Genomic DNA, 22,539 nt, shown 5'->3' with positions numbered 1-22,539 from the left:
TATACCCTAATCTACTGGAGCCTCGACAGGAATCTCAAGCTCTATTAGAGCGCCGGAGTCAGCGCAATTATCGAATTCCAAGCGAAAGGTGTTGCCGTAAAGAAGCTGCAAGCGATGATAGCTATTCCAGATGCCCAAATGCTGGTCATTTGTTTGATGGAAATAGCGACCACTCCGTAAGGAGTCCAGCAGCTCTTGCGAGAATCCACTGCCGTTGTCAACAATCCGAATGCGGCAACGTTTTTGATCGGTATCTATTATGGAATGAATCTCAATATGAAAAGGATCATCCATGAAGTCGAAACCGTATTTGATTGCATTCTCGATAAAAGGCTGCACGATCAGGGGAGGAATCTGTACCTTCTTCGAGTCCTCATCCATCACAAACCGATAGGTTATCCTTTCGGGAAAGCGGAGCTGCTGAATACGCAAATAACTGTCCATATGTTCCATCTCTTCGGAGAGAGTAACAAACTGCTTGCTCGTTTTGGTCGTAAAGCGAAAGTATTTCACTAGATTAAGGCACATCGCTTGAATGACGGAATAATTTTTGAGCTGAGCAAGGTTATAGACCACATTAATGCTGTTGAGCAGGAAATGCGGATTAATTTGCAGCTGTAAATGCTTAAGCTCCGCCTTATGAGCTCGAATATGTTCTTCATAAACGTTAATTTTCAGTTTTTGAATTTGATGCGCCATGTCATTGAAGGTTTCATTGACCATATAAAATTCCCTAGAAGGAGAATTGTTCAGCCTATATGCCCAGTCCCCTCTTTTGAGAGTGCGCATGCCTTTTATTAATTCATTCATCGGCCTGAGAATAATACCGTTAAGATAAATCAAATAGAGAGAGAGCAGCACAACGGCAAATACCGGAATCCAAGCAATAATCATACGAAAACGAGCAAGATTATGAAGCATTCGCTTTTCCGGAATGAACGCAGCCAGCGTAACATCTGTTGAGATAATTGGATTACTGACGACAATGTAGGTATCTTTCTCTCCCATAATCCTCTGGTATTTCTCGTAGAAATCAATATGAGGAGGATCGGCGAAACCGCCAACATCAAAGCTTCCGGTGATCAGTTTCCCCTCACTATCCGCAAGAGCAGCAAAGCCTTCTCTTCCAAGCTGAATCAGATCCAGAGGAATCATCAGCTTTTCAAGGCGAACCCATGCTCCCAAGTATACACCAGTGCCCGAATCCACAATGCGTACCAAGCCATGTATGTTACCAGAGCTAACTACCCTCCACCCTGAAAATAATGGGCTGCCAGGCTTTACTGTGTCAAGCAAGTCCTGAAGGCCTTGCTTGATGGCCAGATTTTCATCGTAAGAAGCTGTTTTGATATTGGTATGAATCAGATCAAGATATGCGTTAGAATAGGCGAACTGAATATCTACCGTGCTGTCAAACCGATTATATCGGCTTAAGCTGTTCAGGATTCGCATCTTGGTCAATGTATATTCATTAGAGTTGTAGACCATCTTGTTCAATGACAGAATATCCACATCCGCGGTTGCTAAATCGTATAGAAAATTAGTTTCTATGCCAAGCGCAGTCTGGATCTGGTTAGAATATAGTGTGATCATACTTTTGCTCGACTCCGCCGCTTGTTCTCGTACGGAATTGGAGGCCGTGTAATTACTGTAAAGCAGCAGACAGACTAGAGGCAACGTAATGGTAATAAAGCCGACCGTTAACTTGAAACGCAAAGAGCCTTTAGGATTCATCGCAGTTCTTCCCCTATTCCTTTATGTCGGTATACCTTTTGCATTTTATTATGGCATATCTCATCAGGTAGGAAAAGAAGGAGGAGTTGGAGGTTTACTCTCCAACTCCTGCATATAACTTATTTCGTATTCGCTTTGGCCCACTCGTCTAGCTGTCGCTGCTGTTCTTCCAAAATCTTCTGGTATCCCGCAGCATTACGCTTAGCTTTATACTTGGCAATCGTTCCTTCCACATCATCGACAGCGCCTGAGTTCAAAACCATCTGGAACTCTTTATCTACGTTACCGACTGCAGCCTTCTCAGCCTTAACTGGTGCCTCATCGAAGGTAAAGCCAAGAGCGATAGAGCGTTCGGAACTTTCGTTGAACTTCTCGAATTGTTCCCACTTGTCAGCGTCTTCGTTTGCCCACAGGTATGAGATGAACTGATTTCCGAACATCCAACCGCCTGGGCTCGGGTATCCTTGTGTCTCAGCTGTTACGCCTTCTGGATAATCAATGACGTTGTCTGCTTTTTTAACATAGTGCGTACCTTCAATTCCCCAATCCAGCATATTAAGAAGCTTAGCATCCGTATACAGCATATTAAGAAACATCATTGCTCTCTCAGGATCCTTGGAAGTACGGGAAATCGATAGCAATGCTCCATTTGCTTCACCTGTTGTTGTATAAGGTAGAGCTGTCTCAACTTGTACGAGCGGCAATCCCATTGTTACAGACATTTCTTTATCTTTACCAGGCTTCAATGATGAACCGATTGCAAAGGCTTTGCCGGCTTTCATCATGTTCTCTGCTTGACCGCTTGAATCTGAAGTCATAACATCCTTATCGAACCAACCATTAAGATTCCATTGTCTCATACGCTTAAGAAAATCAATAAATTTAGGGTCTTCTAGGATATCAATAGCTTTCAGCTCTTTGCTGTCACGTGAAATTATACTGCTATCGTAATTAGCTGCTCCCCAAGTGTTTGCAAATTTATTACTAACAACGGGTACTATACCTTGTTCTTTTTCTTTAATCACTTTAAACATTTCTTCCATTTCCTCCAGAGTTTTAACTCCTTCAGTATTGAATTTATATTTATCAACCAATTCTTTGTTTAGAAGGAAACCAAAACCTTGTGCGAATTCCTTTTTGGTAGGAACGCCATAAGTCTTGTTGCTAATTTGTGCGCCTTTCATAAAATCATCGCCCAAAATGGCAGGGATATCTTTACCGTGTTTTGCAATGAGATCTGTCAGTTCTACAAATTGTCCTTTGGATACGTCTAATCCATAACCAAACCATCCGGCAGTAAAGATGAGATCAAAGGATTCGCCGGAAATTTTCATCAGGTTAGTCTTGTCTGTCCAAGAGCCCCAATCAATCGGTTTCAATTCGATAGTTGCGTTGATTTTTTCTGTTAAGTATTTGCTCATTTCATCTTGAACAAGCTTTAGATCCTTAGGCACAGCACCAGGATAAATCAATGTAATTTTGTAAGGCTTGAGACTTGCAGCACCACCGGTCTCATTGGATGGTGTGTTATTCGTATCCTCTTTTGGAGTGTTGGAACCTCCTGTTTTGTTCTGTGCGCATCCGGACAGAACAAGCATAACAATGATGATCAGGGTTAATCCGATTTGCAGCTTTTTCTTCAACGTAACCAATCCCTTCTTCTCTTTGTTTTTATCGGAAACCTAGATGCGTATTCTTAACCTTTAACCGCACCGCTGGTGATACCGCTGATGTAAAATTTTTGAAAGAATGGATAAGCGACCAGGAGCGGCGCGACGCCGATAATGGCGAGTGCCATTCGAACACCTTCGGTTGGCATTTTGGAGAGAAGTTCGCCTACCTGACTGGATGTATCCGCCTTCATAATTAGAAACTGTACATTATTTAGCGTCTTGGTCATCAGGTACTGGATATTCATCAAATCTGGTTTATCGATAAACAGCATACAGTTGTACCAGTCATTCCAATAAGCTAACAAATTGAAGAGGGCGACTGTCGCCATAATTGGCGCTGAAAGCGGCACCACTAGCTTCATGAAGATTGTCAGCTCGCTCGCCCCGTCGATCGTGCCTGACTCAACGATAGATTCTGGTATCGTGTTGGCAAAAAAACTACGCATCAGCAAAACGTTAAAGGCACTCAGTAATAGATTGGGTATAATCATGCCAAACAGTGTGTTTTTGAGCCCAATCATTGTCACATAGGTGATATACCAGGGCACCATGCCTCCACTAAACAACATCGTGAAAAATAGAAGAAATGACATCGTGCGGCGCAGCGGCAAGTCTTTGCGTGATAACGGATAAGCGAAGAGCGCCGTTATAAACAAGCTGACTGTTGTTCCAATAAGAGTTACGAGAATGGTTACTCCATAAGATCTCGCAATCTGACCAAAGTCATTAAATAAGAACTGATAAGAGGCGAAATTAATTTTGCTTGGAATTAAGCTGTATCCGTTCTGGGCAATAGAACTCTCATCTGAAATGGAAACCATGAATACTAAAATGAACGGGAATAGTGACGCTATGCTGAAGAGCACAAAGAACAGATGGATAAGTGGAGATCGCAAACGTGATGTAACTGGCATCTGCTTGATGCCTCCTCTCTTTATGAATTTTTATCGATTAGAATAACGCGTCATCCTTGCTTATTCGGCGAACTGCGAAGTTTGCCCCTAAGATCAAGAAGAAGCAGACAACAGATTGATAAATACCGGCGGCAGTCGACATTCCAATGTCTCCACGCTCAATCATTGCTCGGTAAACAAATGTATCGATCGTATTAGTAGTAGGCATTAACGGACCTGAGTTCATCGGTACTTGATAGAATAGACCGAAGTCTGAACGCATAATCGAACTGATCGCTAGCAGCGTCATGATGATAATCATTGGCGAGATGAGTGGAATCGTAATCCGAGTCATCTGTTTCCATTTGTTAGCGCCGTCGATGGTTGCCGCTTCGTAAAATTCCTTATCAATACCGATAATGGCCGCAAAATAAATAATTGCCAAATAGCCGACATTTTTCCACGCATTCACAATAACCAAAATATACGGCCAATAATCCGGCTCATTGTACCAAGAGATCGACTCGGCGCTAAACCATTTGTCTAACTGTCTATTGATAAGTCCGCTATCGGTATTTAGAAAACTGTATACAAGATAAGCGACAACTACCATTGAAATGATATGTGGCAGCAAAAACGTACTCTGGTAAAAACGGGTGATGACTTTATCTTTGATCTCGTTGACCAACAGTGCGGCAAGAAGCGCAAAAGTGGTATTCACAACGATGAAAAAGACGTTATACATAATCGTATTTCTCGTTATCAGAAAAGCATCGGGAGAACTAAACAAAAACTTAAAGTTGTACATTCCAGCCCAAGGACTGCCCCAAATGCCATCTACATAGTTCAGTTCCTTGAAAGCTAAGATGACTCCGTACATAGGAATATAATTGTTTAAAATCAAGTACGCTAGCCCGGGGACCATCATAATGAGTAAAGCCCTGTATTTCTTTATCTTTTTTTTGAATGTTCGCATTCGGCTACTCATCGTTGTGGATGTATCGTTTGATGCAAACGCCGTCATAAGGCTCACCCTTTCATGTTGTCGTTCTCTGTCTCTCATTATAGTGGGCTGTTAATCATGTGAACTACTACAATAATGACATATCTTTATCACGCTAATGACTAGTTGTCTCAGAGCATGAATTAGGATATTGACGGTTATAACGGGGGCTCTTATGCTAAAAGCGTGAACTGGTCGTGTCGTTTCCTATTAATGGAAGACACGTCCTTCACGAGAGATTTAATATGAGGGAGTGAAAGATGATGAAGCAAACTAAGGCTGTACAGCGGGTACTTATTCTTGGAATGGATGGTGCGGGTAATTTCGTACAGCAAGCAGACACACCGAATCTAGATGCTTGGCTTCCACGTGGAGCCTACACCTTTGATGCGAAGGCGGAAATGCCGACGATAAGTGCAGAATGTTGGGGATCTGTGCTTCATGGGGTACAGCCTGACAAGCATAAATTAAATAATGAGAAGGCGGCAACACTATCCTATCCGAGTGATTCTCCCTTTCCTTCCCTCTTTCGACTAGCAAGAGAACAACAGCCTGAGGCTAAGCTTGCTTCCTTTAGCAGCTGGAGTCCGATTAACTCCGGTATTATTGAAGATAATCTCGGCGTACATAAAGTTTCTTTGCCGGATGCGGAGCTTGTCTCTTCTCTTCTCGTATACATGGAAGAGAATCAGGACGTTCGTCTGTTATTTTTACAACTGGATGAACCGGATGGCTCTGGACACCGTTACGGCTACGGAGATGATTGTCCGGAGTATTTAGCTGCGATAACTACTTGTGACGAACTAATCGGCAGTGTGTTGAAGCGATTAGAGAAGTTAGGTCTTATGGAAGACAGCTTAGTTGTGCTTCTCACTGACCATGGCGGAGGCGGTGATAACAAATACAGCCATGGCAGCGCCCATCCAATGGACCGTGACGTATTCTGGGGGTGTATCGGACCTGGGATTAATAGCGGTCTTCTAAAAGGACCTGTATCCATAACAGATACAGCTGCAATTGCTGCACTTGCGCTAGGATTAACCTTGACTCAGCAATGGGATGCTCGCTTACCAGAGGGATTGCTTGATGACACATGGGCATCCAAGAGCATTACTATCGTCGATAGCAAAACAGCTGCCGCCGAGGAGTCCCACAATGGCTAAGTCGCTGCGGTTTCGAGAAGATGGGAGCTTCAAAATTGTGCAATTCACAGATCCCGAATTTTCTTCATACGAAGCGGAAGAACAAAGGATGGAAGCTATGATGCTAGGTATCCTGAAAGACGAGCAGCCTGATCTGGTCGTCTACACAGGAGATATCATTGCTTCAGCTGGTCACCCTAACCCGGTAGTCGCATTTCGACGCGCTTGCTCCGTGCCTGAGAGCTTGAACATCCCTTGGGCTGCTGTGTTCGGCAACCACGATACGGAAGGAACCGTCACGCGGGAGCAGCTTCATGCGCTGCAGCTAACCTACCCGCATAATTATGCTAAGCCTGACCCACCTGGCGTTCATGGCTCCGGTAATTATGTCCTTACTGTAGAAGGTAAAGAGCGCGAAACGGCCGCAGCCCTTTATTTTCTGGATTCAGGCAGCTACTCTCCGCTGGAATATAGCAGAATGGGCTATTATGATTGGATTCGCCGTGATCAGATTGATTGGTACACACGCGAGTCCTATCGCCTTACCGGAAGCAATGGCGGAACGCCACTGCCCTCCCTCGCCTTTTTTCACATACCGCTTCCTGAATATAACGATGTATGGGACTTCGGTGTCTGCTACGGAGAGCGTAATGCTCCCTTCTGCTGCGCGCCTTGGGTGAATTCCGGCTTCTTCGCAGCTATGATCGAGATGGGCGATGTCATGGGCACCTTCGCTGGCCATGACCACGGCCACGATTTCTGGGGCGATTGGCATGGCATCCGTCTTTGCTATGGCCGCACGACCCGAAACGCATACCTGGATCGGCCCTTTTTAACAGGAGCGAGGGTCATTTCCTTGAAAGAAGGAGAACGAAGCTTCGATACTTGGCTGCACTTAGAGGATGGAACGGTGCTGTCAGAGCAGCCTAAGCATGAGCCTGAGGGACGTACACCGGAGAATGTTGCTATTTACTTAACATAAGCAGCACCGATTCGAAAAGAAGCTACTTTATGTATTTATAATCATTAACGATAGTTGCAATTCATATAAAGAATGGCCGATTCAACTGTTCAAACCAATCGCTGCAGGAATTCCAAAGAAATACCTTCAGCATCCGACTGAACCCCACTCTTGCTCTGACAACTACGACCAATTCTCAAATCTAAAAGTATGTTTTTCATATTTATTGTTATTTGATAAGGTAGTTAACAAAAAAATCAGTGTTTTCATAAGCGGATGACCCTTTGTATTCCAAACGAATACCTCCTGACTTTTACAAACCGTTAATCAGATCAGCTTCTTCCAATATTCACGGCTTCGGGCATCCATCAGCTCCGGATCGGACAGCTCGAAGCGGCGTCCTTCATTGTCCGTTACCATCCAGCGGCTTTCCGTTACGGGTTGGATATTTTCATGAAGGTTATCCATGACCAATGCTGCCGGGCCATAATTCGTATCGACCTGCAAATACCACTCGCTGCCTCTTTTTCTAACGGTCAGGATTTGTGTAATGACAGGAATCATATAACTTCGGTCAAGCTCTTCTTGTACCGCCTGAAAGCTATCTTCCGCGAGAAGCTTCACATCCTGTATCATTGCAATTTCACGCCCTTCCGCCGAGCGAACCGAGATGAACCTGTCGGGCAGTGTATATGGAAAACTGCGAATAAGTGTTACGCGGGCAAAACCTTTACCTTCCTGCTCCAAATGCAAAATACCGTCAGAAGATCGGAACAAACGGATTTGACTCGGCTCAGAGCGGCTTAAAAAGAATAACGGGTTCATCTTATCCGACCTCCGATGGTATTTTCGCTGTTTGTTTTTGCGATTCGACCAAACGATAATAATGCATTTGTTTCGCGTAAAGCTCTTCATGCGTCCCCATTTCAATAATGCGGCCTTGGTCGAGGACTACAAGCCTGTCTGCATGACGTAAAGTGGATAAGCGATGGGCAATCGCGATGGTGGTTCTTCCCCGGATTAAGCGGCTTAACGCTTCTTGAATGAGCCGTTCCGTCTCCGTATCAACAGATGCCGTCGCTTCATCTAAGATCAAAATCTCCGGATCAAGCAGCAGCGCTCTCGCAATTGCGATACGCTGTTTCTCCCCGCCAGATAAGCGGTGTCCGCGTTCCCCGACGCGCGTATCGTAGCCTTCCGGCAGACGACAAATAAAATCATGGGCATTCGCGGCATGGGCAGCTGCGATAATGGTCTCCGGCGGACTATCCGGACGGCCGTAGGCTATGTTCTCAGCAATCGTACCATCGAACAAAAACGTTTCCTGAAGCACGACGCCAATATGCTTCCGGAGACTCTCCTGCCGGATATCTCTCAAGTCGTGCCCGTCAAGCGCAACGCTTCCGGCATTCGGGTCATAAAATCGACAAATCATGTTTATGAGAGTCGTTTTCCCTGCACCGGAGCGGCCAACCAGCCCGATCATTTCACCGGGACGTATGGTGAGGTTAATATCTTTTAGCACCGGTCGTTTTACTTCATACCCGTATCGTACACCATGAAAGCGGATCTCGCCAGAAACGGAAGAAAGCTCCACCGCATCCCGTTTATCAGGGACATCAACCTTGGCATCGATGATTTCGAGAATCCGTTCGGCCGAGCCAAGCGAGCGGTTAAGCCAGCTTAATAGCTGCCCGGAGGCTTGAACAGGCCCGAAGAACATGAGCAAATAGGTCGTAAAGGCGGTCAATGTTCCAATAGACATGGTGCCGGACATGACCGAACGTCCTCCCAAATACCAAACAGCGATGCCGAACACAGCCGTCAGTACCGTAAAAATCGGAGATACGCCAAGCCAAAGATTGCCTAAGGAAATCGTGCGATTGATCCATTGATTATTCACCTTGTCAAAACGGTTTTTCTCGGCATTTTCCTGCGCAAAGGCTTTAATGACTCGAATGCCTTGTAGCGCTTCGCCAATCACATTGTTGACATGCAAAGCGGATTGCCATTGCGAATACCAAAGTGAGCTCAGCCTCTTCCACAGCCAATAGAATCCGGCAAACAAGAATGGAGTCGGGATCAGAATCATCGCTGCCAGCTGCCAATTCAGATGGAATAGCATAAACAAGATGCCTACGGCCAGCAGCATCTGCGTGATTAGATACACCATGCCGTTCGTCAAAAACTCTTTTAATTCATCGGTATCATCCTGGATGCGGCCGATAAATTGAGAGACCTGGCGGTGATCGAAGAAGCGCATCGAAAGCTTCATCAAAGCGCCGAACATATCCCGGCGGATCTCCCCTACCAGTTTCCCGCCTATTCGAACGCCAAGGTAGCTTCGAATGACTTGCATCGCCGCAGATAACACCTGTACAAGGGCCAAACCGCTTGCCAAGGCAAAAAGCATATTCAAGCTTCCAGACGGTTTGGCCACTTCATCCACAATCATTTTGATCAAATAGGGTGGGATCACTTCAATAAATACGGATAAAACAAGCAGCAGCGCACTTACCAGCATGGGGCTTCGGTACGGGGTACAATAAGCCGCCAACCTGCGCAGCATGGACCATTTGCTGCTGCAATTTAAACACTTGCTTGTTCCGGGAGAGACGGTTTTGTCGCATTTTGAGCATCTATACGTTTCCGTACTTTCTTCTAGAGCTGGGAGGGTAAGACCTCCAGTTTCGTCCCCTTCCGCCAACCAGTTCCTTATCGCGGGAATAGCCTGTCGGAAAGGCTCGATGTACGGAAGTGAGAATCTCGCAGCTTCTATCTCGCCATCACCGGTTATAATAAAAAACGATGCTCCGCCGAAAGCCTCGCGAACGGATACATCGATCATGTTATTCTTATGGAAGGTCATGATGGTTTTCCCTTGCCCGTCCACCATTTCCATGGTTAAAGTCTTGAAAAAAACCTCGTAATGCCTAAATCGTCGTAGGGTGAAATCCACATCCGCCCTTAAACGGAGCCATGGATTCTCCGTATCCTGTTGTTCGACTGCGACGCCGTTAACAAGTTTACCAGCTTCCCGCTTCGCATTCTCCGTTTTCAATTTAAAATACTCCTTTGTCAATGCCACTCTCCGGCAGTTACATAGAACGCTCGTTTTTTACTGCGCACCATCGAATCACTTTGTGCCATTTAGGTACACGCAAAGCCAGTACAGCAAGCAGCATGGATCTCCAATGATTCGCAGCTTGAAAATGGTTGTTACGGCGAACGCCGGACCATCGTCCCAGAATGCTTGTGAACGGTACGGGATCATCCGGCTCATAGCATGTATCTCCCTTGAAGATAAATAATTCCTTTGAGCCGTCCTGCTTTACGGCGTACAGCCGGTGTCCGATCAACGCACCTTGGTCCGTAACAAATAAACATATATCGCCAAGTTTCAATTCTTCCCGTTGCATGGACAAGAAAGTGCTTACGTTTCCTTCCTTGATCAAGGGATACATGCTGATACCCGCAGAGGGCAGCTCGATCTTTCCGGTTCGCTGGATTACTGCTGACATAACTTGCGTCAAATCATGCATTTATTAGCAGTCCGGCCTCAATCAGCATTTCAACAAACGCCTGAACGTCATCGAGGACAACTTCCATCTCAACGCCGTATTCGGTATGTACTTTTTTGGCCAGCTCCGCGACAGTTGGAAATTCGGGAAGAATCGACCAAATATAACCTCCAAGCTCGTTCACTTTCGTGATGGCGTGGGTGTCGATGTTCAGCAGCAGCCACTCGCCATCCAGCTCAGCCGTCTCGATATTTTCCCGTCTCAGCAGTGTTTGGTCTGCCAGTATCGTCATGATATCACTCCCCAAAAGGTATCGTTTTTCTGAAAATATAGTTCATAAGCCGGTACGCCTTCTACCGCCTGCTTGCAAAGCGCAATCATCTTTGCCGTTTCCTGCTTGTTATGCTCCCAATAAAAAACCTTATCCAGAAGTGAAATCAGCGCGTCGCCTTTGCGGATACCTACCCGCCTTACATCCTGCGATTGGATCAGAAAATGAATGCCTGCCAAGGGACTGCTTGGTAGCTCGCATGCTTCTTCCATTTCACTCCGAAATGGGGAATCGTGGATTGTAATCGAACCATCCGGCTCAAACAATAGGAGCGTAGCCTCATCGGAAAGAATAGGACGGGGAACGGAAAGATCAGCTACCGTCGACTTGCCTGCTCCTGATGGCCCGGCGAACATCCAAGCGCGGTCATCCTCCACCACGCATGACGAATGGATGAGCAGCCCTGCACGCCGATGGATCAGCCAGGCGCTGTAGAGATTGATTAAGGCGTGCTTGAGTGCAAGGTCATCGTGAACATAAATTTTTGCCTGGCTGTAATCAGGTGTTGTCACCAGCTTATAGTCCGCACGGATATAGACATATTCGCCGCCGTTCTCTTGAATCTCGACAGGACCGTCGTCGAAAGGTTTCCCGTAAAAGTCATAGACCTCCACCTGAATGTCAGGCGCTTCAAGATTTCTGCTTGCTTCAAAGGAACGAAAACGCGCGGTCAATTCATCATATAAAAAGGTAGTTTGAATTTGAAAATCGATCGAACTCCTGCCGACCTGTGTATGCAATGTGTACGTCATTATGCACCGCCCGTTCTTCAGAAGTTATACCTGAGAATAAAAAGGGAGCAAACTCGATCGTTAGCTCCGCTTCTCAGATAAAATCTATCATTGCTTTCTAGTTAACCTCCGATAAAATGCCTGCAAAACATAGGTTTAAAATTACGTTTTTGGCACCATTCGTAGCCACCGACTTTATCGCTTGGTCTTGCTGTTCCAAATTCGACAGTATGCTGCGTAAGTACTTTAGGAGCTTCATATTTTTTCATTTCGTTCACCTCCTTTCAAGGAATTTATGTCATATTATAGTTATAGTCAATGATATTTATGAAATTTAGTAAAATAATACTACGATAAAATGTATTAATACCTGCTTTTTGTATATATAAAACGAGAATATTTGATTTAATTCTTCTTTTGTTTGGCACGAATGGTTCGAATCCAAAAATGTAGTCTTCTCTTATAGATTTTGGCATAGATTTTGCCCATCGGCGCATTCGAATCCGGGACATCTGATCTATTGGCATACTTTAATAGGTCCAAGGCATAATCTCTTGGCGGCAGCAGTAAATAACGCAGATGCGCCCACTGTTGTTTAACCGAATCATAGGCGACGAAGGCAGAAAACAGATGGAAGCCATAAAATCGCCAGTTTCTGATCCCGAATTGGGCATTTCGCATCAGTTCGATATTCCAAAGCGGCCAGCGTCTCCGTACGTTTAGCGGTTTGATTTCATCCAGCTCGGGAAACAAGTCATAGACAATTGTCAGCGCAATTAGTACTTTGGCATAGTTCCCATCGCTCTTTGCCTGTGCAAAGAGCTGGCCGTAGTCTATTTCTGCGCTGCAGCATCTCAGGACGTGCAAAATATCGATAACATACTTCAGTGATAACATATTATGGTTATAGCCATGAAGGCATAGGTAGTAAAAGGTGTCCTTGGCCGAAAGCTCCTTCACCAATTGATAGGGAGAAATCGGTTCTGCATCCATCCAAAAGCAGCTCATATCCGTATCCGAGACATGTTCGCGCAAAATATTCCAATGCAGCTCCACCCCGAGCAGCGGGAAATCCTCATTCGCATAAAATTTATTCAACAGCATATGGAAATGATCCGCATCGTCTTCTATATACCGGATAAACTCATAGCGCTCCAATAGGGCAACCGCCTTATCCAAATCTTCTGGACGCACAAGTAGATCGATATCGGATGTTCCCCTGCCCGAAAAATGTCCAAAAAACCGTTCAGACAACCGAATGCCTTTCAGCACGATCACTTGAATTCCTGAACGCTCAAACGCATCAAGAAGCTTGTACATCTCGGAGCGGATCAGCATGTTTTGAAACAAAACAGCATCCACTCCCGATTTAAGCCTGCTTCGGTGCTCGGAAGGCACGGCTTCTAATAAGCCGCTGCTCTTCAATAAATAATAAACTTGGGGAGCGACTTGGAAAATATCGATATCGTCAATTGCTGCTTTAGCCGTCTCCTCGGAATCAAATAACGGATGTTGGTTTTGGTAGATTCGGCTTATAAGCGTTACCGCTTTCGAGTGTTTCATGAGCCGCTCCCTTCACTTTCGTTAATAAACTAGTTTCGGATTTATAATGTCGTTTGTGGGGGTATGCGTATGAAGCCAATTGAGAAATTTTTCTAATCTTCGAAGATAAATCGGTTATCCGGTGCAAAGATAAAGCGCCTGTCTTCAACGCGCAGTAATAGCATTTCACCACCTATAAAACGAAAAGACCATCCAAAAAAGGCAATCAGCCTTTCTAGACAGTCTTCTAATTCCGATCACCTGTTTTTTGCTCTATACGCCACGTAGTTCCATTATCTTTAGACAAAAGGATAAAAGATAAATCATAATGGCTTCCCTCCCATATTTCACGAACATAAATTATTTTTTTAACTCTTCTGAATTAATCTCATCTTCTACTTCTGATATTCGATACCATAGAAATCATTATCTTTTTTGTTACGATATTTCTCATTATTTAGTTGGTTTTGGTATATTTCTAGGGAATTCGTCAAGTCACTACTAAAGAGTTGTATATATCGCTCTGCAATCTGCCTAATTTAAGACGAGCCTATACTATAAATCCAAAAGCGTTTGAAGGAGACTGTTAAGTCACTCTATAAATTTTATATGGCAAAAAAAAGAACAAGCGCGAAATCCCTGCTTATTCAGTATTTTTGTCAAGATAATGCTTCTGTTAGATGTAGTTCTGCTGTATCTTAAAGAGACTATTTCCAACAATTTCTTTAAGAAGTTAAGCTAAGAGGATTAATATTATCTTCTTTCGCTTAAATATTTGTCTCCATTTCATAGAATAAAGATAGAAGAGCCTTTATGTATCAAGGTTTTTTCTGCCATCTGACTGTTCCTTTATTAACTTCTCAATTACGTTATAACCCTAGTTAATAGGATGATACGCCCAACTCATGTTCACTCCGAATTACATATCCATTTGATGTAAGAAAGATAAATAAAAAAAACAAAAAGGCTCAAGCATTATACATGCTTGAGCCTTTCATCATCAATCATCAATCCCTCTTATAAAAAGCCACTTTCTTAAACTCAGCATAATCCTATTATCATTGTTAAAGTTCGATTCTTGTTCAGATGACCATGATCAAATTCTCGTTAGGGGTGAATACCATCACTTATTAATGGTTATATTTTTTCATATTTATTGTTATTTGATAAAACCTTCAACAAAATGAAGCTCTAATACGACTTCGGCTTGAGTAAAATTTAACTCCAATCCCTGCTACGCTTTCCTGCTTGAAGGCAATTCTTTAATTCAAAATAAGCTCATCGTCGCCCATGTGCTCGCTCACTGCGATTTTTTCAAAAACAATGCTCGCTTTGGCGATACCAATCGCAATATGGTCGAGAGCATGTCCGCGACAGCCGACCGCATTCATCAATATGAAATGGATCATGGCACAGAGGCGGTCGAGAAGTTTATTGATGCCATTCTTGCTATTCAAGAGCATGTCGATCCGACGCTCATTAAGCCCTATCAATTGGATAAGAAACGTTATATCGAAATGGTGCAAAAGGACAGCGAGCGCTCGGAGTGGAAAATCCCTACCTCCTCTTACGATGACCTGTGGAATCTGGACCCGGATCGGACGGCTGCCGCCGCATCAGCCGCTCAATCGCAGGCCGCTGACGCAAAGCGGTTCCCGCCTCGCCCAGAAAAAGTTGTCATCTGGTTCATAGAAGAATACTCCCCGACCCTACAGGATTGGCAGCGTGATATTCTGTCTATGCTTCGTGATGAGTTGCTCTTTCAGGAAATGCACCTTAACCGTTAGTAATATTAAACGCATAGCTAGGGGCGGAGAATCAGGAACTGCCTGACTCCCCGCCCCTATAGACTTACAACAATGAAGTGATGCTGCTCTCCCCTTCATCCACTGCGCTTTCGATCTCGGACATGGTCGGCATGCCTGCTTGAGCGCCGAATCGCCTTACCGAAATCGATGCTGCTTTTACCGCTAGGCGAAGAGACTTTACAGTATCCCACCCAGAAGCCAAGCCAAAGCCAAATGCCGCATTCAAGCAGTCTCCCGCTCCAGTTGTGTCTACCACCTCGACGAGCGGAGCCTGCACGGTATGCAATTGCCCATTTAGCATAATAGCAGCCCCCTGCTTGCCTCGCGTCAAAACAACCTTTTGGGCAAACGTCTTCTCCCAGGCCGCTAATGCTGCGATCCAGACATTCTCCCCAGCTGCTTCCGCATACTCCGCCAGCTGAGCAAATTCCGTTTCATTCGGTGTAATATAATCGGCCAGCTGCAATATAGCGGTTGGCAGCTGCTGCGCAGGCGCCGGATTGAGAACCGTCGCCACTCCTGCTTCCCGCGCCAATTGCAGCGCCTCCTTCACAGCATCGAGCGGAATCTCCAGCTGTACTAAAAGCAGGTCCGCCTGTTCAATCACAGACCAGTACTGCCTCACCCGTTCCGCGGTCAGCTCGGCATTTGCCCCAGGCACAATAATGATCGAGTTATCGTCTAACGTCCGGGTAATCGCGGCGATTCCAGTCGCCTTATCGTCCAGTATGGCAATGGCATCGGTGTTTACGCCGCTTTGCCTCATTTCACTAAGAATACGCTGCCCGAAAACATCATTACCGACAGCTCCAACCATCTGCACATCCGCTCCGAGTCTAGCGCAGCCAACCGCCTGATTAGCTCCTTTTCCCCCGGCAACATAATGGATGGAGCTTCCGGGTATCGTCTCTCCTATTCGAGGCATTCGCTCTGCGCTCACGACCAGATCCATATTCAGGCTGCCGACAATGACGATACGCGGCGCCCTTCTCAGGCTTATCTGCTCCATCATTAACGGGCACTTTCCTGAATTTTACAGAACAGATCCCGGAATACGTCATCCCTCCGGATAAAATGGACGCAGCGGATAAAGTGGCGGTTCGTATCCACGCTCCAGCGGAAATCATCGGATAAGCGCGGGCTGTGAACCAGTGTGCTCCAACACCATTCGGGGTTGTTCAGCCAAGCGATGACCGCGATATCCCAAATGACTCTCGAATAGCCAAAATGATCGGAGGAGCAATTCTCGTACGTCTCATACAGATAGTCGCCGATCTCACCTTGCCCCTTCACGTAATCCCGAAGCTCGGAGAGCGAGGTTTGCAGATGCGTGGCTACGCCAAGACACGGCATTAAGATGAGCGGCACACCGCAATCGAACATCAGACGCGAGGCATGAATGTCCTGCTGCAGATTAAATTCTCTTGTATCGGGCCAGTGCAGCGCATTGCCCCCAAGCCATACGACGACAATGCGTTCGATAATGGCCGGCTCTAGGAGCAGGGCCGCCGCGACATTCGTAATCGCTGCAATGCCGACCACGTACAGCGGATCGGAAGGATCGCTCGCCATCGCCCGCTTCACCAAATCCCATGCCGCTTCGCTGTCGACAGGCACATCGGCAGCGGGCTGAAAGGAGGTCGCGCCGCGAAACACCGGTACATCCTCTCTTCCCAATATGCGCCTGATTTTCAGAATCTCTTGATAGCTCTTCTCCATGCCATCGGCTGGACCGGTAGACAGCTCATTAAAAAATGGCGCAGCATAAAAGGCTTCCACGATCATATTGTCAGCGGACAGCAGCCCATACGTAACGGCGAATTGATCATCTATTTCATTAAAGGTGTCCGTATCCAGCACCATTCTTATTTGTCTACCGGGATGCGCCAGGCGCTTAACCATCTCTTCGGGCGAAATTACCGGAAATGTTGTCATGTAGAATCCTCCTAAATCTCATCATTATTCTGCTATTTATCCGTAAGCAACTTCATCATACCAAGGCAGCTCCCTCGATAATGCCGCCCTCCGATAAAATGCCTCGGCCTGTTTCTCATCCAAACCGTTCATCAGCGCCAAAGCAAACGCTCCGGCCAGTGCCTCCGCATGCTCATGCTCACCAAACGTAATGACCCGATTAGCCGCCATATTTTCATTGCTCTCCGGTACGATAAGAATGTCCGCTTGCGAACTGACTATAGCATATTTATTCAGGTCAGGCCTCATGTATACGAGCACAGTTGTCGCGCCGGCTTCCTTGGCATAGCTTAGCGCCTTTATCAGTAACGGCTCCGGCAGGTTTGTTTCCATAAACAACGAATCTCTTGGCATCAGCCGGTGATATAAGCGCTGCAGCCTGCGTTCCGTTATCGGGCCTTGCTCCCATGCCTCGCAAAGAAACACATGATTATGCGCAAGCTCGCTTACCAGCTCCTGGTCAGCGATGCCGATATAATTGACATCCGCCTTCATTCTTGCCGCAGCTATCGCGATTCCCGGCGATTGAAGCACATAGGTTCTAGACATGGCCGTTCCTCCTCATGACTGTTCCTCTACTTGAATCTCCGTATAATAGATTCTATACGTCCATAAAAAGCCTTGATCCATGAGTTCGGAGACAGTGACTGCCGCTTGAGGCTTTCTGCCCTGCGGCTGCCAGCCGAATGCGTCTTTGATTAAACCTGCATTATGATTGCGAGGAAAACCCGTATCTCCTTGATCAATGTTGTACAGAACCTGCCAGCCGCCTTCATTCCGCTCAAAGCTTTGTCTGGAAATTACACAAACCTGAGAATAGGAGGAGATAAAGCCAGGAACGCGCTCGCGGTCGAAGGGCGTACCTTCCCTCGTCAAATAGTACAGATCCTGCTGCCGGTCCCACATGAGCGACGGGTTAAATACGGCTACCGCACCTTCCTTATCCTTGTTCGTTATCCCTCCCTCATGCATCGCTACTTCCTCCGTTATGATCGGATGGTCCGCATCCGAGAGGTCAAAGTCTCGCCAAAAAGTTCTCGTTCCGGTCAGGCGCCTCTCGTACTCATGTACGGATTGCGTATACAGCATGCGGAATTTCCCTTTGCCATCCAGCGATATTACGCAGGGCTGCCCCGCACCCCAATGAAATACCTCTTCATAGTTCACGATGGGGTTGCCATCATATTTGACATAAGGCCCTTCGATCTCCTTGGCAAAAGCGATCCCGATTTGGTTATGGTAGCTGTAATGGATATCGCAGCCTAAGAAAACCATCATCCATGGGTAGGTTTCACCCTGATACCGAAATTCCCCTTGGATGACATCGGGATCGCATACATGGATGTTATCCCATCCCAGCCGAGAAGGCTCAAGCACGCGGAACTTGTCCCCGAATTGCCACGTACCGTCCACAAGCTTGCCTTTTCGCGCATAAATATCATCGATAACAAGGCCTGGCCACGTATTGGCACAAAAGAAAATATACATCGTTTCCTCATCGGTACACACAGGCGAAGGGCAATAATTATATATCCCCTCCACCTCATCGAACATTTGATATACCCCAGCTTTAGGCATCGATTTCCCTCCATTGTTCCAAGTGGCTATCCTTTAAGAGACCCGACCATAAAGCCCGTAACGAAATACCGCTGCAAAAAAGGATAGACGCATAAAATCGGTACGGTGCTCACCATGATGGCTGCCATCCGAATCGTCTGTACGCTGATCTTGCGCTGTACCTGCGGCGGGATATATTGGCTGTTCGATATGACGTCCGCTTCCCGGATCATTTTCATCAGCAAAAGCTGCAGCGGCATTAAATCTCTTTTGGTCGTAAAAATCATTGCATCAAAGAACGAGTTCCAATGGTACACCGCATTCCACAGCCCGACAGTGGCCAGCACGGGCACGGAAAGCGGAATAAACATAGACAGAAAAATGCGAAACTCATTGGCCCCGTCAACGGTTGCCGACTCATGCAGCTCCTCCGGGATCTCTCGGAAAAACGAGTTGAAAATAATCATGTTAAACACAGAAAACATAGACGGAATAATATACACCCAAAAGGAGTTAATCAGCGCCAGGTTTTTTAATACGAGAAAATAAGGAATGAGTCCCCCGCCAAAAAACAAGGTGATCAGATGGAGCCAATAATAAGGGCTGCGCCAAATTAAATTTTTCCGTGACATGGCATAGGACACCATCGCGGTAAATAGGATACTCGTTAAGGTGCCGATGACGGTGCGAAGGATGCTGACCTTAAGCCCCACGTACAACCGTTCGTCCTGTAGCACAACGCCGTAGTTAGCAAGGCTGAATTCCCTCGGAAACAAAAATACCCCGCCCCGCATATAGTCGCTTCCTTCGTTAAAAGATCCGATAAGCACAAAATAAATCGGATAAATGGTAATGACGCAAAAGAGTGCCAGAAAGGTGTAATTCAACACAATAAACAAGTCGAACCGTTTGGTAACCATTTGTTCCCCTCCTAAAAAATACCGCGCCCGGCAATGCGTTTGCTAAGAAGATGTCCGGCCACCAGCAGCACCAGCGCTACCAGAGACTTGAACAGCCCTACCGCTGTCGTGTAGGAATAACGCATCTGGGTGATCCCCATTTTGTACACAAAGGTGTCTATAACCTCGCTTCGTTCCAGATTCAACGGATTTTGGAATACCCATATATGATCGAAGGACGAATTAAGCAGATTGCTGACGGACAGCAGGAAAAAAACGATGATGGTTCCCGATATGGATGGAAGCGTAATATGCCAAATCCGTCTAAACCTTCCCGCTCCGTCAATCGTTGCTGCCTCATACAAAGTAGGATCTATGGAAGTAATCGCCGCCAAATAGATGATCGAGCCCCATCCCAGCCCCTTAATGATAGAGGTGATGATGATTAACCCCCAGAAGGCCGCGGCCTCTCCCAGTATCGCGACTGGCTCATCAATGAAACCGAGCTTCATCAGAATCGGAACGACAACGCCCGACTCTACGGACAGCATATTAATGACGATTCCGCCAAAGACGATCCAGGAAATAAAATGCGGAAAATAGGTGATCGATTGCACGAATTTTTTGTAGCGCTTGTGAACGATCTCGCTAATCAAAATGGCAAAAATGATCGGTGCCGGAAAATTGATCAAAAGCTGCAGCAAATTCAGTCCAATCGTATTAAACAAAATATCTCTAAATTGATAATCGTTAATAAATTCCTTGAAATAAGCGAATCCCACCCAAGGCGCCTCCACTACGCTCTTCATGAGATTGACCGAGTAATCCGCTTTCTTAAACGCAATGACAATGCCAAACATCGGCAAATAATTAAAGATGAGTATAAAAACAATGCCGCAAAGCGCCATGAACTGGATTTGCCACTGCTTCCATAATCGTCTAGGCAGACTGGGCTGCGGTCGAAGCTTGGTCAAAGCGGTTTCTTGCTGCATCAGATGTGCCTCCTCCTGTCCCCATTAGCAGCCCGTGCGCCTAAATACGGCAGACGCACAGGCCTATGTTATCGGTTGTTATTTGTATAGCGGCCAGGAGTGCTTGATACCGAGTGCTTCTTTTGCATTTTGGAACAGCTCATTCGTGTACGCATCATATTCGGACCTGCCCATTTCGTCGAGCTTCGCAAGCGTGTCCTCGTAAATGCTGCGTGCCTTCTCCTCCGATTCAGCCATGATGATACGAGGCAGCTCTCTGCCCCAAAATAAGGAGAGGCGATTGCCCGTTTCCAGCATCTTGTCGCGGTTTGGATGATCCGGAATCGGTTTGCCGCCGGAAGCGCTCGTATTATAGCTGTATGGAATTAACGGTTTCTTCATATTAGACTCCGCCAGATAGCTGTCCACGGGTTTATCCGGCTGAGGGAACAAATCTCTTACCGAATACCAGTCCATCAGCAGGTTGAAGCCCATTCCCCATTTTTTCTCCGACCCGTCACCCTTGGCGAGCGTCTCCTTATACTCCTCTGTCCATGCGATCGTGCCATCCGCATTATACGTATACGTTTCGCCCTCCCAGCCAAAATGGACGATATGCTGGCCTTCCTTGCTGCTCAAAAACTGCATAAGCTTAATAATCCGTTCATGCGCCTTGGATTCCTTGCCCACCATCGTAACGAGCCAGCCGAATCCGCGGATGTCCGTCAATACCGGATCCTCGCCTGCATAATTTCGCAAAGCAAATGCTTCATATTGCGCGGCGTCGTCATTGTTATACAGCGTACGCATGGAATCGGTAAAATCCTGGGGCGCAGTCAAGCTCGAAAACACTCTGCCGCTCGCGATTTTCTCATTAATTTGATCCCGTTTATCCGTAAAATTATCTTTGGAAATGAGTCCTCTGTTATAAGCATCATTTAAGAAGCGCAGCGTGTCCCAATACTTTGCGTCATACCTGCGGTTATTGTAGGTTCCGTCTTGCTTCTCATAAGGAATCGCAAAATTTTCGACCAGCCAGTCGAGCGAGCTATTCCCGTTTGAAGTAAACTCATAGAGCTGAAGCGGAATTACCGGCTTTCCGTCATACGTTTTCACTTCATTTTTCACTCGTTCCAATACATCCAGAAACTTGTCTGCTGTTGAAATATCCGGACGCCCTAGCTGCTCGTAAATATCGCTTCTCAGCGTAAAAGCGCTGTTTGATTCAAGCTGCTCGCCGGGCTTTAGCGCATAGCTGGAATAGGCAAAGTTAGGCAGGACGTACGTATTGCCGTCTGATTCCTTGTACCAATTGAAAATATCCTCATAAGGCTTAAAGTCTGGAGCATATTTCTCAATCAGCTCGTTTAAAGAGATGAGATAACCGCCCTTCGCAAGGCTTGTTTTGTAATCCATCCAAGACTCCACCGTGATGATATCCGGAATTTGCCCGGTAGCGATCATGGCTGACATCTGCTCCGAGCCATCTCCGGCTGGCGTAATGAAGTTAATATTAAGACCGAATTTGTCGCGAATCAGCTGCGAGAATTTATCCTTGCCATAGTCGCCGCTATATTTCCACCAAGACAAATTCACGTACCAATCAATATCCAATACTTCCTGTGCTGGCGGATTCGTTTCGTTCGTGTTTCCTTGTTGCTGTTCCTCGTTGCGATCGTTTCCGGTGCAAGCCGGCAAAACCGTCATGGCCGCGAATAGGAATAGAAGCATGGTCAACATCCATTTCTTGCTTCTCATTGCGTAACCCCCTAATATGCTCATTGCTGTTTTTGATTGGC

At 46.2% G+C, this 22,539-nt stretch carries 20 protein-coding genes and 1 pseudogene; 3 read left to right on the top strand and 18 right to left on the bottom strand.

The window, feature by feature from the left end:
• Nucleotides 1-6: 6 nt before the first annotated feature.
• The 4 genes from BK120_RS12080 to BK120_RS12065 form a co-directional block, all read right to left on the bottom strand.
• On the bottom strand, nt 7-1,734 hold the full coding sequence (locus tag BK120_RS12080; protein ID WP_076267727.1) for a histidine kinase: 1,728 nt from the start codon (nt 1,732-1,734) through the stop codon (nt 7-9).
• 119 nt (nt 1,735-1,853) lie between these two features.
• Entirely contained in the window at nt 1,854-3,377 is a 1,524-nt protein-coding gene (locus tag BK120_RS12075) for an ABC transporter substrate-binding protein (RefSeq protein WP_076267772.1), read from the bottom strand.
• Nucleotides 3,378-3,430: 53 nt separating this feature from the next.
• Complete coding sequence (locus BK120_RS12070; protein WP_076267726.1) at nt 3,431-4,321, bottom strand: carbohydrate ABC transporter permease; 891 nt, start codon at nt 4,319-4,321, stop codon at nt 3,431-3,433.
• 37 nt (nt 4,322-4,358) lie between these two features.
• On the bottom strand, nt 4,359-5,324 hold the full coding sequence (locus tag BK120_RS12065) for an ABC transporter permease (RefSeq protein WP_372238976.1): 966 nt from the start codon (nt 5,322-5,324) through the stop codon (nt 4,359-4,361).
• 239 nt (nt 5,325-5,563) lie between these two features.
• Here BK120_RS12065 and BK120_RS12060 point away from each other — a divergent pair, with 239 nt between their 5' ends.
• Complete coding sequence (locus BK120_RS12060) at nt 5,564-6,466, top strand: alkaline phosphatase family protein (protein WP_256710864.1); 903 nt, start codon at nt 5,564-5,566, stop codon at nt 6,464-6,466.
• Nucleotides 6,459-7,427 carry a metallophosphoesterase family protein gene (locus BK120_RS12055; protein WP_076267724.1) on the top strand — a complete coding sequence of 323 codons (969 nt, stop codon included), beginning with the start codon at nt 6,459-6,461 and terminating at the stop codon, nt 7,425-7,427. The genes BK120_RS12060 and BK120_RS12055 overlap by 8 nt, the downstream gene beginning before the upstream one ends.
• 306 nt (nt 7,428-7,733) lie before the next feature.
• Here the strand turns inward: BK120_RS12055 and BK120_RS12050 are convergent, their stop codons facing one another.
• The 7 genes from BK120_RS12050 to BK120_RS12025 all read right to left on the bottom strand — a co-directional run bounded on the left by BK120_RS12050 (nt 7,734) and on the right by BK120_RS12025 (nt 13,552).
• Nucleotides 7,734-8,231, bottom strand: coding sequence for a DUF1854 domain-containing protein (locus BK120_RS12050; RefSeq protein ID WP_076267723.1), 498 nt, complete (start codon nt 8,229-8,231; stop codon nt 7,734-7,736).
• A 1-nt stretch (nt 8,232) separates the two neighbouring features.
• The gene (locus BK120_RS12045; protein ID WP_083681896.1) at nt 8,233-10,467 is read right to left on the bottom strand and encodes an ABC transporter ATP-binding protein; all 2,235 of its coding nucleotides are present in this window, start codon (nt 10,465-10,467) and stop codon (nt 8,233-8,235) included.
• A 37-nt stretch (nt 10,468-10,504) separates the two neighbouring features.
• On the bottom strand, nt 10,505-10,948 hold the full coding sequence (locus tag BK120_RS12040) for a S24/S26 family peptidase (protein ID WP_076267722.1): 444 nt from the start codon (nt 10,946-10,948) through the stop codon (nt 10,505-10,507).
• A complete protein-coding gene (locus tag BK120_RS12035) occupies nt 10,941-11,219 on the bottom strand; it encodes a PqqD family protein (protein WP_076267721.1) in 279 nt (92 codons plus the stop codon). The genes BK120_RS12040 and BK120_RS12035 overlap by 8 nt, the downstream gene beginning before the upstream one ends.
• Entirely contained in the window at nt 11,216-12,010 is a 795-nt protein-coding gene (locus tag BK120_RS12030; protein WP_076267720.1) for a hypothetical protein, read from the bottom strand. The genes BK120_RS12035 and BK120_RS12030 overlap by 4 nt, the downstream gene beginning before the upstream one ends.
• Nucleotides 12,011-12,111: 101 nt before the next feature.
• On the bottom strand, nt 12,112-12,258 hold the full coding sequence (locus BK120_RS35250; protein ID WP_179089784.1) for a hypothetical protein: 147 nt from the start codon (nt 12,256-12,258) through the stop codon (nt 12,112-12,114).
• Nucleotides 12,259-12,394: 136 nt separating this feature from the next.
• On the bottom strand, nt 12,395-13,552 hold the full coding sequence (locus BK120_RS12025; RefSeq protein ID WP_076267719.1) for a nucleotidyltransferase domain-containing protein: 1,158 nt from the start codon (nt 13,550-13,552) through the stop codon (nt 12,395-12,397).
• Nucleotides 13,553-14,738: 1,186 nt separating this feature from the next.
• On the opposite strand from BK120_RS12025, the pseudogene BK120_RS12020 reads away from it, so the two are divergent.
• A pseudogene (locus BK120_RS12020) lies at nt 14,739-15,294 on the top strand (SpoVR family protein); the annotation flags it as partial.
• A gap of 88 nt (nt 15,295-15,382) precedes the next feature.
• Here the strand turns inward: BK120_RS12020 and rbsK are convergent.
• The 7 genes from rbsK to BK120_RS11985 form a co-directional block, all read right to left on the bottom strand.
• Complete coding sequence (gene rbsK / locus BK120_RS12015; RefSeq protein ID WP_256710863.1) at nt 15,383-16,351, bottom strand: ribokinase; 969 nt, start codon at nt 16,349-16,351, stop codon at nt 15,383-15,385.
• Nucleotides 16,351-17,274, bottom strand: coding sequence for a nucleoside hydrolase (locus BK120_RS12010; RefSeq protein WP_076267717.1), 924 nt, complete (start codon nt 17,272-17,274; stop codon nt 16,351-16,353). The genes rbsK and BK120_RS12010 overlap by 1 nt, the downstream gene beginning before the upstream one ends.
• A 36-nt stretch (nt 17,275-17,310) precedes the next feature.
• On the bottom strand, nt 17,311-17,862 hold the full coding sequence (locus BK120_RS12005; RefSeq protein ID WP_076267716.1) for a hypothetical protein: 552 nt from the start codon (nt 17,860-17,862) through the stop codon (nt 17,311-17,313).
• A 12-nt stretch (nt 17,863-17,874) separates the two neighbouring features.
• The gene (locus tag BK120_RS12000; protein ID WP_076267715.1) at nt 17,875-18,891 is read right to left on the bottom strand and encodes a glycoside hydrolase family protein; all 1,017 of its coding nucleotides are present in this window, start codon (nt 18,889-18,891) and stop codon (nt 17,875-17,877) included.
• Nucleotides 18,892-18,917: 26 nt separating this feature from the next.
• Nucleotides 18,918-19,790, bottom strand: coding sequence for a carbohydrate ABC transporter permease (locus BK120_RS11995; RefSeq protein ID WP_076267714.1), 873 nt, complete (start codon nt 19,788-19,790; stop codon nt 18,918-18,920).
• Between the two features lie 11 nt (nt 19,791-19,801).
• Nucleotides 19,802-20,761, bottom strand: a complete 960-nt coding sequence (locus BK120_RS11990) for an ABC transporter permease (protein WP_076267713.1) — start codon at nt 20,759-20,761, stop codon at nt 19,802-19,804.
• Between the two features lie 78 nt (nt 20,762-20,839).
• The gene (locus tag BK120_RS11985; protein WP_076267712.1) at nt 20,840-22,498 is read right to left on the bottom strand and encodes a type 2 periplasmic-binding domain-containing protein; all 1,659 of its coding nucleotides are present in this window, start codon (nt 22,496-22,498) and stop codon (nt 20,840-20,842) included.
• Between the last annotated feature and the right edge of the window lie 41 nt (nt 22,499-22,539).

The sequence above is a fragment of the Paenibacillus sp. FSL A5-0031 genome, assembly GCF_001956295.1.
GTDB lineage: Bacteria > Bacillota > Bacilli > Paenibacillales > Paenibacillaceae > Pristimantibacillus.
The sequence above is the reverse complement of the archived record's forward strand: the minus strand, read 5'-3'. Positions and strand labels throughout refer to the sequence as shown.